Genomic DNA, 13,965 nt, shown 5'->3' on the forward strand with positions numbered 1-13,965 from the left:
CTTTTTCTTTGCAGGTTCTCTTTAGAGGCCTGGGAGGAGGGAGACGACCTGGTCAATGAGCCAGATGCCAATGAACGGGGTAATAACGCCGCCTAATCCCCAAATACCGAGGTTCCGGCGCAGAAGGGAGGACGCGGAGGCTGGCTTATACGACACGCCCTTGAGCGCCAAGGGGATGAGCGCGACGATGATGAGCGCGTTAAAGATCACCGCAGACACGATGGCGGACTCAGGCGAATGCAGGTGCATGATGTTGAGGCGTTCCAAGTGCGGCAACTGCGCGGAGAAGAGCGCCGGCAGGATGGCGAAGTACTTTGCCAAGTCGTTGGCCAAGGAGAAGGTGGTCAACGCACCACGGGTGATCAGCAGCTGCTTACCAATGCGAACGACGTCGATAAGCTTCGTCGGATCAGAGTCCAGGTCCACCATGTTGGCGGCTTCCTTCGCCGCGGAGGTACCAGTGTTCATGGCTACTCCCACATCCGCCTGCGCCAGGGCCGGGGCGTCGTTGGTGCCGTCACCGGTCATGGCCACCATGCGGCCTTGCGCCTGCTCTTCGCGGATGCGGGCGAGCTTATCTTCCGGGGTGGCCTCGGCGATGTAGTCATCGACACCGGCTTCCTTAGCAATGGCCGCGGCGGTCAGCGGGTTGTCGCCGGTGACCATGATGGTTTTGATACCCATCTGGCGCAGCTCGGCGAAACGCTCGGCCATGCCGGGCTTGACGACGTCACTCAGCTGCACCACCGCGATCACCTTGCGGCTGCCATCGGATTCTTCCACGGCAACTGGCAGCGGGGTACCGCCGTCTTGCGCAATCTGGGTTACTGAATCCTCGATCTCTTGCGGCCACGCGCCGCCTGCCTCAGTTACCCACTTTCGCACGGCGTCGCCCGCGCCCTTGCGCAGCTTTCTGTTAGCCAGGTCGAGACCAGACATCCTGGTAGAAGCGCTGAACGGGATGACTTCAGCCTTCCGAGCTTCCGCGTCGCCCTCGCTAGACAGAGAGTAGTTCTCCGTCAACCAGGAGACGATGGAGCGGCCCTCCGGGGTTTCATCCGCCAGGGAAGAAATGCGTGCAATCTCTGCAGCTTCACGTTCGTTCACACCCGAAGCCACGATCAGGCCCGTGGCCTGGCGGTTGCCGTACGTGATGGTGCCGGTCTTATCCATAAGAAGCGTGGCGACGTCACCGGCTGCTTCCACCGCACGGCCGGAAGTGGCCAGAACGTTGTGGCGAACGAGGCGGTTCATGCCGGCGATACCCACGGCGGATAACAGTGCGGCGATGGTCGTCGGGATGAGGCATACCAGCAGCGCGACGAGGGACAGCGGGGACAACTCAGCGCCGGTGAACAAACCCATGGGAGCCAAAGCCGTCACGGCGATGAGGAAGAGGATAGTCAGCGTGGAAAGAAGGATGCTCAGCGCAATCTCATTCGGAGTCTTGCGGCGCTCGGCTCCTTCCACCAGAGCAATCATCGTGTCCACAAAAGTGGAACCCGGTTCAGAGGTGATCTTGACCTTGATGGAGTCAGAGAGCACCACGGTGCCGCCAGTCACGGCGCAGCGGTCACCGCCGGCCTCGCGGACGACGGGAGCCGATTCACCCGTGATAGCAGACTCGTCGACGGTAGCGGCACCTTCGATGACGTCACCGTCACCCGGGATGGTCTCCCCGGCTTCCACTCGCACGATAGAGCCTCTCGTGAGCTCAGACGCAGGGACCACCTCAATGCCGGAGTCCGTTATTAGGTTGGCAGTGGCATCATCACGCACAGAGCGCAGGCTGTCGGCCTGGGCCTTTCCGCGGCCTTCGGCATAAGCCTCCGCAAAGGCCGCGAAGGCGATAGTGAACCACAGCCATATAGTCACGACCCATCCATAGAAGCTGGGGTTGATGATGGACCACACCGTAGTCAGTGCGGCGCCGACCCACACGACGAACATCACGGGGTTGCGTGCTTGGGCAAGCGGGGACATTTTGCTCGGCAGCGCCTTCAGCGCCGCAGCGGCAAGACCGCTGTTTTTGTCCGCAGTCTTTGTGCGAGGAGCCTTGACCTGCTCAGCGGTCATGGTAGGGGTTGTCATGATAGTGCCTCCGAAATGGGACCCAGGGTGAGGACGGGGAAGAAGGTGAGTGCTGCGACCAGCAGGATGACGCCGATGGTCAACAGGGAGAAGGTGATGCCGGACGTGGGCAAGCTGCCGGTAGTGGTGGCCTGGCGCTTCTGCCCTGCCAGGCTTCCGGCTAGGTATAGGGCGAAGACGATGGGCAAGAAGCGGCCCAACAGCATGGCCAAGCCCAACGTGATCTGCCACCAGGGCTCAGTCACCGTGAGACCTGCAAAAGCCGAGCCATTGTTGTTGGCCGCGGAGGTAAACGCGTAAAGCACTTCAGAGAGGCCGTGCGCATTGTCCGCTGTGCCCGGCGCGCCGAAGTTGGTTGCAGATAGCTCGACAAGCTTGCGCTGCGCCACGGAGGCTCCGACGCCCACGAGGACTAGAACCGGCATGGTGAGGATGTAGAGGCTGACTGCCGAAATTTCCTTGCGTCCAATCTTGTTGCCCATAAACTCCGGTGTGCGGCCTACCAGGAGACCACCGATGAACACTGCTAGGATGGCCACAATCAAGAGGCCATAGAGGCCAGTGCCCACACCGCCTGGAGCGATCTCACCCAGCAGCATGTTGAGGATGAGCAAGCCGCCGCCCAGCGGGGAATAGCTATCGTGCATGGAGTCCACCGCACCCGTCGAGGTACCCGTGGTGGACACGGCGAACAATGCCGAAGCGTCAATGCCAAGGCGCTGTTCGATACCTTCCATGTTGGCGCCTGCCAACTGGGAAGCACCACCGACGAGGGTGTGCTGTGCCCAGGTCACTAGGACAACCATCACGGTCCACAGACCACCGGCAACGCCGAGCAGCGTCCACGCGTGCTTCTGCGATTTAAGCATCACGCCGTACGTGCGAATCATGCAGAAAGAGATGACGAGCAGGGAGAAGATCTCCACCAGGTTGGTAAAGCCCGTTGGATTCTCAAACGGGTGCGCCGAGTTAGCTCCGAAGATGCCACCACCGTTGGTGCCCAGCAGCTTAATAGCTTCTTGGCTGGCCACAGGAGCACGGGAGATATCCACGCCAGAGTCAGTGACCAGGTTGGATCCAAAGGTTTGCATGGTTCCGCCAAGGATGAGCACGGTGGAGATAATGAGTGACAGGGGAAGCAGGATGCGAACCAGACCACGGGTGAGGTCCACCCAGAAGTTACCTATGAGCTTCTGACCATCCTGCGTTGCCGCCACGTCGCGCTGGTAACCCAGGTGGCCGATGCCACGGATCAACGCAACAGCCACGCACATGCCCACAGCAGCCGAGGCAAAGTTTTGTACGGTCAGGCCCAGCATCTGCGAAGCATTGGTCAGGGTGTCTTCGCCGGAATAGGACTGCCAGTTGGTGTTGGAAGTAAAGGGGCCCTTCCGGTTTTAGAGTGCGTTGATTTTGTCCTGTAGTTGTCCGGAGTGGATCAGGCTCCGCAAGATGTAGTGGTTGAGGTTTTTGAATCCTAGGGCGATGCCGCGTAGGTGTTCGAGTCTGCCGTTGATTGCCTCGACGGGGCCGTTGGAGGCACCGATATCGAAGTAGGCGAGCACATCTTTGCGTCGACGCCACAGGGTGCGTCCTAGTTGGGCGAGCTCTTCTAGGCCTTGTGGTAATCCTTTACGTAGGGTGTGGATGATGCGTTTCATGAGCTTTTTGCCTTCCGTTTTCTTCGGATGCGCGTACGCTGCGATCATGTCTTGGTAGAGCAGCCACGTTACTTCTAGGGCTACGTAGTCGTCATCGGTGGCCCACAGCATTTCTAAGCGTTGCTTTTGCCGCTCGGTGAGATAGTTCGTCCTGGTCAACAGGGTGCGCCGGTGCTTGTACAGTGGGTGCTCTTGGCGGCCGGGGCGCCCGGTGGTCTCACGTTGGAGTCGCTGTCGGCAACTGGTGAGCTTGTCGGCTGCTAGATGCACTACATGGAAAGGGTCCATGACTTTGTCTGCTTGTGGTAGTTGCTCTTCGACTGCGGTGGCATATCCGGTGAACCCATCCATGGTCACCACCTGTATCTGCTCCCGGAAGCTGGGGTCGCGCTCTTTAAGCCACCCGCTGAGCACGACGCCGGGCCTGCCTGGTCGCATGCCTAACAAACGTGCAGGCCCACGCCCGTCCACCAGCGGGGTGAGGTCAACCAGTATGGTCACCAGGTTTGATGCCTGGCCTGGTTTTCTGGTGTGTTTCCAGACATGTTCATCGACTCCAAGGACGCGAACTCCGTCTAGGTGGTGAGGGTCGCCGTAGACAAGCTGGCGGCAGGCATCCAGTGCGACCTGGTTGACCAGGTCCCAGCCCACGCCGAGTGCTTTGGCGGTAGCTGACACACTCATCCGATCAATAGCAAGGCGCTGCAAGATCCAGCGGGTGACCCGGTGGGTGAGCTTGGCGCCGTCATCAGCGCAAGCCAGAGATTCTTGGAAGATCTTCCTTTTACATGAGGTGGCTGTGCACTGGAATCTAGGGACTTTTATGTGCAGCCTGGTGGGGAATCCGACGACAGGAAGATCAACGAGTCGACGGGTGGTGTGGTCGCGCAGCTTGCCTGGCTGTCCGCAGTCCGGGCACACGCCGATAACGGCTACGGGCGTGGCCTCAATGATGGTCAGCGGTCCGGCATCGGCAGCACCGGTGATGGCAAGTCCGATTTCCGCGGTACGGCAAATGGTGTCGGCAACGAGGTTTCCAGTAGGCTTCACAGTACGGGTCCCTGGTGGGTTTAGATGGTTGTGTAGGAACTTTCATCTTCACACCAGGGACCCCTATATGTTGTGGTGACCCGCTGAACCCATCGTGTTCTACTTCACCCCGCTACGCACTCCAAAACCGGAAGAGCCAGTAAAGGAGGCCGCAGTGTTGAAGGCCATCCACGGCTCCACTGCGTCTTCGCGGGCGTTGCCAAAGCTTGGCAGCACTGCTTGGAGCCGCTGCACTGCGTAAAGAACCAAGACGGAGGCCAGGCTGAAGCCCAGCAGCGCACGAGTGTAGTTCTTGGCGTTATGGCCCCGGTTGGGGTCAACCCGCAAAATTCTGTATATGAGGCGCTCGACAGCCCAGTCTTTTTCAGAGGTATAGGTACGAGCCATCCAGTTACCAAGCGGCACATAAGCCGCCGCTAGAAGGGCAAAGAGGGCGAGGTACTGCGGTGCTACCGCCACAATGCTGGCGATCATGCGAAACGCTCCGGGTCAATAAGAGAAATGATGAGATAGGCCACGAGCGCGACAACAATAATGAGCCCGATAACCGCTGTGATGGTGTTCATGATTTACGCGTCTCCGTCCATAAACTCGTTGATGGCGGAGGGAGCGCTAAATGTAAGGACCACGATCACGATGACCAGAATGTCCAACATGTGGGAGAGACCCCCTTGGGTGAAAGCAATACAAGGTGTGCCCGGTGCCCCAGAGCATCGAGCGCCGGTGCTGGTGAGCACCTGCCGAGCATTGACGTTAGGCCCGCTCCCCCCTAGACCTACGGGTTATTTGCGGCATCTTTACACCCCTTGACCCCGATTTTTACGCTTTATTTACGGACTCCCTTACTTCCCTTCCGCTTTAGGGGAAATCAACGCATTCGTGATACGCGCCGTGCACAGTCTCCTCCCCTCGTCATCTGTAATGACGATCTCGTGGGAGCACAGCGTCTTACCCAGCTTGATAGCGGTGGCCGTCGCCGTGACCTGACCCGAGCGCCCGGAGGCGTGGTGCGTCGCGTTGATGTCCACGCCGACAGCGACCTTGCCCAGCGTCGAGGCGTGAATCACCGCCGCCCAGCTGCCGACGGCCTCAGCGATACAGGCCATCGCGCCGCCGTGAAGCAGCCCGAAGGATTGGGTGTTGCCCTCAACCGGCATGGTGGCCACCACCCGCTCGGCTGACTCTTCCAGGATTTCTACGCCCATCTTCTTGTCCAGCTCACCCAACTGAATCTTCCATACCTCTGCGGCCATGCCGTGCTCCTTACTTAATCCTAGAAATGTGACGCAGACTATACTAGCCTGTATTTACTGACCAACCGTTCGGAAACTAATGGAAAGGCCAAACTTTTCGCTATGACTGAAGCCCTCGTCCCCAGCTATCTCTCCGGCCAGTGGCTCACCCCGGACAACCCTTCACGCGTTGCGGACGTGCACGACGCCTCCACCGGGGATGTCGTCGCCCTAGTTAGCGCCGAAGGCCTCGACATCGCCGGCGCCATCGATTACGCCCGCAGCACCGGGCGCGAAGGGCTACAGAAGCTCACCTTCCACGAGCGCGCCCTCAAGCTCAAGGAGCTGGCGATCTATCTCCAAGATCACCGCGAAGAGCTCTACGAACTGGCCAACAAGGCCGGCGCTAACAAGCGCGATAATTTCGTCGATATCGACGGCGGCATTTCCACCATGTTCACCTTCTCCTCGAAGGGCCGCCGCGAGATGCCCAACTGCACCGTCATGCCGGATGGTGAGGCGGAGGTCTTTTCCAAGGACGGCTCCTTCATTGGCCGCCACATCTACACCTCCATCCCCGGCGTCGCGGTGCAGATCAACGCCTTCAACTTCCCCGTCTGGGGCATGCTGGAAAAGTTCGCCCCGGCTTTCATCGCGGGCGTGCCTTCCATTGTTAAGCCCGCTACGCCCACCGGCTACATCACCGCAGCCTGCGTGCGCCTCATGATCGATTCCGGAATTCTTCCGGAGGGCAGCCTGCAGCTCATCTCCGGCTCCACCCGCGACCTGCTAGATCACCTGGATTACCGCGATCACGTGGCCTTCACCGGCTCCGCCGACACCGCGAATACCCTGCGCGCACACCGCAACGTCATCGAGGGTGGCATCCAGTTCAGCGCGGAGGCGGACTCCCTCAATGCCGCCATCCTCGGCGCAGATGTTACCGCGGATTCCCCGGAATTCGATGCCTTCGTCAAGGCGGTCTTCGGCGAGATGACCTCGAAGGCGGGCCAGAAGTGTACAGCCATCCGCCGCGCCATCGTCCCGCATGCGCTTGTCGACGCCACCATCGAAGCCCTCAGCGCACGCCTGCGCGACAAGGTCGTCGTGGGCGATCCGCGTGATGCCTCCGCCACCATGGGCCCGCTGGTCTCCGCGGATCAGAAGCAGGACGTCGCGGAGGCCGTCGAGAAGCTCAAGGCAGGCGGCGGTGAGGTTGCCTACGGCGGAGAGGAGGCCGAGGGCGCCTTCTTTAACCCCACTATCCTGCGCTTTGCCGATAACCGTGCCCAGGCCGTCCACGACACCGAGGCCTTCGGCCCCGTCGTCTCCTTCCTGGGCTACGACTCCCCCGCCGAGGCTGTCGAGCTCGCCGCCCTGGGCTCCGGCTCATTGGTCGCTTCCGTCATTACGCATGACCCGCAGCTGGCACGCGAGTATGCTCTGGGCATCGCCGCCCACCACGGCCGCCTGCACTTCCTCGACCGCGATGACGCGAAGACCTCGACCGGCCACGGCTCTCCCCTCCCGCACCTCGTCCACGGTGGCCCGGGCCGCGCCGGCGGCGGCGAAGAACTGGGTGGCGTGCGCGGCATCCTGCACTACATGCAGCGCACCGCTATCCAGGGTACCCCGGATCATCTCACCGCCATCACGGGCCAGTGGCACCGCGGCGCGGCCGTGCAGCGCGTGACCCGCGCCGACGTGGAGAATGGCCAGGGCACCCACCCCTTCCGCAAGGACCTGGCCACGCTGCAGATTGGTGACCAATTCGCTTCCGACCTGCGCCACGTCTCCCTCGAGGAAATCCTCGAGTTCGCGGAGAAGACCGGCGATACCTTCTACGCCCACACGGACGAGGAGGCTGCAACAGCTAACCCCTTCTTCCCGCGCCGCGTCGCACACGGCTACCTGCTGGTCTCCTGGGCAGCCGGCCTCTTCGTGGAGCCTGCGCCGGGCCCGGTCCTGGCTAACTACGGCCTGGAGAACCTACGCTTCATCACACCGGTAACCTATGACGATTCCATCCGCGTGGAGCTGACCGCCAAGCGCATCACCCCGCGCGTGACCGATGACTACGGCGAGGTCTGCTGGGACGCCGTACTCTACAACCAGGAGGATGAGATTGTGGCGACCTACGATGTCCTCACCCTCGTGGAGAAGGTGAACACCACCTATGCCGAGGGCACAGTCTCGGCATAAAGATGACGTTGTGCGAGCCAAGTCACACATCGAAGGTTGGTTTCTTTTATCATTACTGTCATGAAAGAAACTAACTCAGTCACTGGCTCCGTCATCATCGTCGGCAGCGGCCTCGCCGGCATGGTCGCCGGCTATGAGGCCCTCAAGGGCGGCAAGCACGTCATCTTCCTGGAACAAGAAAACCGCAATAACCTAGGCGGCCAGGCCTTCTGGTCCCTCGGCGGGCTGTTTTATGTCGACTCCCCCGAGCAGAAGATGATGCGGGTCAAGGACTCCGAAGAGTTGGCCTGGCGCGACTGGGCCAACTCCGCAGACTATGACCCGGTGACCGAGGAGGACCGTCACGACTACTGGGGCAAGAAATGGGGACGCGAGTATGTGCGCTTCGCCGCCAATGAAAAGCGCGGCTACCTCAAGTCATTGGGCCTCAACGTCCTCCCCACCATCGGCTGGGCCGAGCGTGGTTCCGGCGATGCCTCCGGCCACGGCAATTCCGTCCCGCGCTTCCACCTCACCTGGGGCACGGGCCCAGAGGTTGTGCGTGTCTTCCGTGAGCCGCTCCTCAAGGCAGAAGAAAAAGGCCAGGTAGAATTCCACTTCCGCCACAGGGTGGACGAGCTCGTCGTCGACAACAACGACGCCGGCAATCCGCGGGTCGTCGGCGTGCGCGGCAGCGTCCTCTCCCCCACCAGCCAGGCGCGTGGTGAGGCGAGCCCGAGGGACGTCGTCAAGCACTTCGAGCTGCGCGGCTCCGCCGTGGTCATCGCCACCGGCGGCATCGGCGGCAACCTGGACAAGGTCCGCCGCATGTGGCCGACGCAGCGCTGGGGCGAGTGCCCGAAGGAACTAGTCACGGGCGTTCCAGCGCATGTCGACGGCCGCGGCATCGACATCGCGCAGCAGGCCGGTGCCTCCGTGGTCAACACCGACCGCATGTGGGCCTACACCGAAGGCATGACCAACTGGAATTCCATCTGGCCCGGCCACGGCATCCGCATCATCCCCGGCCCGTCGGCACTGTGGCTCGACGCCGAAGGCAACCGCCTGCCCACCAACCTCTTCCCCGGCACCGATAACCTGGCGGCCTTGGCCCACATTGGACAGACCGGGCACGGTTACTCCTGGTTCGTGCTCAACCAGGCCATCGTGGATAAGGAGTTCATTTTCTCCGGCTCGGAGCAGAACCCGGACCTGACGGACAAGGAGTTCAAGAAGCTCGCCGGCAAGCTAGGCCCTGGCACGCACGTGGCAGTCAAAGCTTTCATGGAAAACGGTATCGACTGGGTCGTGGAAGACAACCTGGAGGATCTCGTCGCCGGAATGAACCGCATATCACCGGAGGGCTCCCCTACCATAGATGTTGCCCACCTTAGGAGAGTCCTAGAGGATCGGGATTCCCAGCTGGACAACCCCTTCAGCAAAGATGCCCAGGTCAACTACATTCGTGTGGCCCGCGGCTTCCTCGGCGACAAACTCATCCGCGTGGCTCCCCCGCACCGCATCCTCGATGAGTCCAAAGGCCCGCTCATCGCGGTGCGCCTGAAGTTCCTCACCCGCAAGACACTCGGCGGCCTAGAGACCAACTTGGATGGCCAGTGCCTGAACCCCGATGGCACAGTTCTTCCTGGGCTGTACGCCTGCGGCGAGGCCTCCGGTTTTGGCGGCGGCGGTATGCACGGCAAGAATGCGCTAGAAGGCACCTTCCTGGGTGGTTGTATCCACTCGGGCAAGCGCGTGGGCGAAGCGTTGGCGCGCGAATAGCACGGTTTTCTAATACTGTCGGGCACTATGAACCTCGCCAGGAACGTCCGCATCGACGTGGAGAATCCCTTCTTCACCACGTCCCGCTTCGTCGCCGCCCCCGCCGAACTCACCGTGGGCGAAATGATGATCATCGTCCACGCTGCACTCGGCCTTGAGCCCTCTCATCCGGGAATCCTCGTGGGTGAGGAAGGCACGCCGATCGACGTCCTCACCATCATTGACCAAGACTTTTTCGAAACATTCCGGGAAGTAGCGCACTACCACCCCTCGGACGGCGCCTGGAGTATCAGCATCAGCGTGGCGGACACCTCACGCGTCGTCATGGGGCTGCCAGCCCTCATCGCCGGCGAGGGTCCTGATCTCATGAGTGAGCTGGGCAGTGCCGAGGCGATGTTCAAGGTGGTCCTCGACGTTCAAGCCACCATGGCCTACATGGCCGTGCCCACGGAAAGCATGGAGCGCATCTTCGCGCTCTTCCCCAACTACACCCTGGACCAAATCCATCAGCGCCTCACCACGTTCTTCCCGCCGGCAGTAGCACAGCGCCTGGCCACCATGGGCACGGAGGCCGCCAATCTGGAAGGCGGCACCAAGCCCGCGCTGCCTGGGGATCTCCCTCTTGATCCTTTCCGCTCCACTCCTTTCGAAGACATCCCGGTGCCGTCCTCGGAGATGCTGGAGGAATGGCGCGCGGAAATCCACGAGGCCTACCCGGAGCTGCGCCCCGACTACGAGCTGCCGGCGCTTGACGACGCCATCGCCGCCCACGTAGGCCAACGCGTGCGCGAATACCTCGAGGTCATCGAAGAATTTCCGCGCCTCACCGGGGCCGGCTACCTGAAGCAGGCGGCTGTCGCTCGCCTCAAGGAAGGCCTGAACAGCCCCAATGATTTTGATGATGTCAAGCGCGAGGACTACCACCAGCCGCTGCTGAACCTGCGCGGATTCCTCACGGACCTGGATTGGCTCAAGACCACGACGACGCAGATCAAGCTCACTAAAAATGGCCGCAAGGCCATGAGCGATCCGCTCTGGGCAACGCAGGTCATCATGAACAATATCCCTTATGCCTACGCGGAACCGGAGGGCATTCCTCAGCTCTCCTTCGAACTAGTCCATTTATTCCGTGGAGAGTGGGAGTTCAACCCAGAATACGACTACACGCACGCCATCACCCGCGATCTGCTGTTCACGCTCGGCGTCATCGAGGATGATTCCACATTCCCTGACATCACCGATGGGTGCGAGGGCTTCCTCGGCGAGATCATCGCCAAAGTGCGCCAGGAGCTGAACCAAGAGCTGGATTAGCCCTGGTTCAGCCCCCCTCCAGGCCGCATGCCGCTGCCTACAACTACCGCGAACAACTCACAACAACCTCGAAACAACTACAAACAACCAGCAATAACCCTTTTGAACTGCGCTTTTCCAACCGATAGGAGCGCTAAACCAGACACAGTTGTTGGCAAAGTTGTTTAAGAGTTGTTTTTCGCGACACTCAAGCCTCAGAAAAACAACTTCCTGGGGAAATGTACAATAAGAACATGGACTCAACAGTTCCCGAGCTTGATTTTCTCCCCGCCCACGTCCGCGATGCCCTGGATGCAATCTGGGCCGGGGCGAAGGCCGACGCGGTGGAATCAGAGGTCCTCGAATTCAAAGAGGACCCCGCCGCCCGCCAGATGGGCGCTCGCCGCAGCGGGAATCCGGACGGCGACATCATTGAAAAACTTATCGACGAGTCCGTGTGCTTTGCTAACGGCGACACCGGTTCTGGGCACATTGTCCTCGGTGTCGCCGACAAGACACCCGGCCCCGCAGGTTTCTCGGGAACGGCAATGGATCCGGGAAGGATCGAGAAGAAAGTTTTCCACGGAACAGAGCCCAATCTGAGGGTTGAAGCGACCGAATTCGACTACCGCGGCTGCCGCCTTGTTCTTGTTCGCATCCCGGAAGCCCTGTCCTTCTATCGTCGCAAGAAGGGGCAGGCTTCCCGCCGCGTGGGAACAGATTGCACCCCCGTCCCCGAAGAGCTACGTCGCGCTATTTCACGTGTGCGCGCCAACCCCGACTTTTCCAACTCCCTGTCCCAGAAGGCCACACAAGACATCGATCTTGCGTCACTCAACGAAGCGCGACGACTCCTCCAGGTAAAGCGCAGCCGCTCGGGCGAAAGCGCACACGCACCCGAGACGACCACGGGCCTCCTCCGCGAGTTGGGACTTATCGACGAGGCTGGCCGGCTCAAGCGTGCCGGCGAAATTCTCCTGCTCCCACCAGAGGTTCCCCAGGTGATAATCCGCCACCTGTGGCGCCCGATGGTGGGCGCCGACCCGCAAGTTACTGAAATTTCTGCACCGCTTATCCAGGCACTCCCCCAAGTCCGCCGCCTCATCGCTGAGCGCGGCGACGAAGAGGTCGAACGCGTCCAGCTGGATAACGGTCAAGAATTCGCCATTCCTCGCTTCCCGTCGCAGGCCGTGGATGAAGCCGTCACCAATGCGGTTATTCACCGCGATTGGCAGCTCTCCCGCCCCATCGTCATTGAGCAATCACCCCGGACCCTGAAGATATTCTCACCCGGGCCGCTACCCGTGGGCGTGGAACCCCATCGTCTCCTCACTACTCAGTCCATTCCTCGCAATCCGCGTCTGATGGCAAGCATGCGCATGCTTGGCCTCGCGGAGGAGTCTTCTCGCGGTTTTGACCGCATGTGGGCCGCGATGTTGTCCACTGGTCGTGAGATTCCACAGGTTGATGCCACCGACACTGATGTGGAGGTCATCATGTCCGCAGGAAAGCCAGATGTCGATTTCGTTCGATGCCTACAGCGCCTGGCGGACGTCAAGGGAGCCCAACTCATCGGCAACCTTAATACCCTCCTCACACTGAAGCACTTGTGGGAAGCTCCGCTTATCACCGCCGACCAGATAAAGAAAAAGACTCAAACTTCCGACATCGAAATGGAGGAACTCGTGGCGGTCCTCGAGGAAAAGGACCTGTTGACAAAGGTAAGGGATGCCAAAGAATGGGTGCTGAGCGACTTCGCGCGTAAGGCAATGGGCAAGGAATCCCCGGGGGATCTATCTACTGTCAGCGTCCAGGAGTGGATAGAGGAACGCCTGAAGTCCGGTGAGTCTTTACGTTCTTCCGAACTTGCTGAAGACACTGGACTCAGCCGAACTGAAGTCACCAATATCCTGCGCCACCTGCGCACTCTCGGCCGCGCCATCATCGACCTGCCGGACCACAGCGCGGCCCAAACACCCGCTGGATCGCCCCGTAGGCGAAAACCTTAGACAACGACAAACAACCCACAACAACCTCGAAACAACTGCAAACAACCAGCAACAACCTGCCTGACCTGCTTTTTCACAACAAAGGGGAGCTCTAAACTAGACACAGTTGTTGGCAAAGTTGTTTAAGAGTTGTTTTTCGCGACACTCAAGCCTCAGAAAAACAACTTCCTGGGAAATGGATACCGAAGAGAGGTGAACCAGGCAAGGGATTTTTTGAAAATCCACGCTCGAGGGAATGCGCACGTCCATGTTTTGGACTCAAAGAAGGAGCGCCAAACCCGCATCTGACGCCCCGAAAATTACATATGGCTACTTAATAGAAGATAGCTTTTACTAATGGCATGGACCGTGACACGCGCAAGGCCGCGGTCATGGATTTAGCCGATGAGCTGGGGAATTTAGTCGCGGTCTCCCCCGCCCTGGAGGAACAGCTCGGCGTGGGCCTTCCCCGCTTAGTCCGCACCATCATCGGGTTGGACGAATCCGCGGCGCGTTCCGCGTTTGCGGACATGATGGACGGCGCACGCCTGAACTCGGTGCAGCTGGCCTTCATGAACCAGATCATCGGCGGGTTAGTCCACAACGGAATCGTCACTGTCGCGGAGCTCTTTGAGAGCACCTTACGACAACTATAGTTCCCCCTTCGACGCCTTTGACGGCAACGTGGCC

The 13,965-nt window shown here is 60.4% G+C and carries 10 protein-coding genes and 1 pseudogene; 5 read left to right on the plus strand and 6 right to left on the minus strand.

Going from position 1 to position 13,965, the window contains the following annotated elements; genetic code table 11:
• Positions 1-21: 21 nt before the first annotated feature.
• From kdpB to HWX44_RS12125, 6 genes and pseudogenes are all read right to left on the minus strand, one after another.
• Positions 22-2,091, minus strand: a complete 2,070-nt coding sequence (gene kdpB / locus HWX44_RS12100; RefSeq protein WP_070510099.1) for a potassium-transporting ATPase subunit KdpB — start codon at positions 2,089-2,091, stop codon at positions 22-24.
• Positions 2,088-3,473 (minus strand): annotated as a pseudogene (kdpA, locus tag HWX44_RS12105) (potassium-transporting ATPase subunit KdpA); the annotation flags it as partial. The pseudogene kdpA and the gene kdpB, both read right to left, overlap by 4 nt.
• Before the next feature lie 15 nt (positions 3,474-3,488).
• A complete protein-coding gene (locus HWX44_RS12110) occupies positions 3,489-4,802 on the minus strand; it encodes an ISL3 family transposase (protein ID WP_175974922.1) in 1,314 nt (437 codons plus the stop codon).
• 99 nt (positions 4,803-4,901) lie between these two features.
• Positions 4,902-5,276, minus strand: coding sequence for a potassium-transporting ATPase subunit KdpA (locus HWX44_RS12115; protein WP_254868244.1), 375 nt, complete (start codon positions 5,274-5,276; stop codon positions 4,902-4,904).
• The gene (gene kdpF, locus HWX44_RS12120; RefSeq protein WP_039672809.1) at positions 5,273-5,368 is read right to left on the minus strand and encodes a K(+)-transporting ATPase subunit F; all 96 of its coding nucleotides are present in this window, start codon (positions 5,366-5,368) and stop codon (positions 5,273-5,275) included. Before kdpF ends, HWX44_RS12115 begins: the two co-directional genes overlap by 4 nt.
• 276 nt (positions 5,369-5,644) lie before the next feature.
• Positions 5,645-6,055, minus strand: a complete 411-nt coding sequence (locus HWX44_RS12125; RefSeq protein WP_070510093.1) for a PaaI family thioesterase — start codon at positions 6,053-6,055, stop codon at positions 5,645-5,647.
• Positions 6,056-6,157: 102 nt separating this feature from the next.
• Between HWX44_RS12125 and paaZ the strand changes: the two genes are divergently transcribed.
• From paaZ to HWX44_RS12150, 5 genes are all read left to right on the plus strand, one after another.
• Positions 6,158-8,236: a phenylacetic acid degradation bifunctional protein PaaZ gene (gene paaZ / locus HWX44_RS12130; RefSeq protein WP_175974924.1), complete on the plus strand. Its 2,079-nt coding sequence runs from the start codon at positions 6,158-6,160 to the stop codon at positions 8,234-8,236.
• A gap of 60 nt (positions 8,237-8,296) precedes the next feature.
• Positions 8,297-9,997: an FAD-binding dehydrogenase gene (locus tag HWX44_RS12135; protein WP_175974926.1), complete on the plus strand. Its 1,701-nt coding sequence runs from the start codon at positions 8,297-8,299 to the stop codon at positions 9,995-9,997.
• Between the two features lie 27 nt (positions 9,998-10,024).
• A complete protein-coding gene (locus HWX44_RS12140; protein ID WP_175974928.1) occupies positions 10,025-11,308 on the plus strand; it encodes a hypothetical protein in 1,284 nt (427 codons plus the stop codon).
• Positions 11,309-11,541: 233 nt separating this feature from the next.
• Positions 11,542-13,296, plus strand: a complete 1,755-nt coding sequence (locus HWX44_RS12145; protein ID WP_368302423.1) for an RNA-binding domain-containing protein — start codon at positions 11,542-11,544, stop codon at positions 13,294-13,296.
• A 341-nt stretch (positions 13,297-13,637) separates the two neighbouring features.
• Positions 13,638-13,931: a type I restriction-modification enzyme R subunit C-terminal domain-containing protein gene (locus HWX44_RS12150; protein ID WP_246818760.1), complete on the plus strand. Its 294-nt coding sequence runs from the start codon at positions 13,638-13,640 to the stop codon at positions 13,929-13,931.
• The last annotated feature ends 34 nt before the right edge of the window (positions 13,932-13,965 follow it).

It is taken from the genome of Corynebacterium sp. Marseille-Q2823, from assembly GCF_903645345.1.
Taxonomy (GTDB): domain Bacteria; phylum Actinomycetota; class Actinomycetes; order Mycobacteriales; family Mycobacteriaceae; genus Corynebacterium; species Corynebacterium hiratae.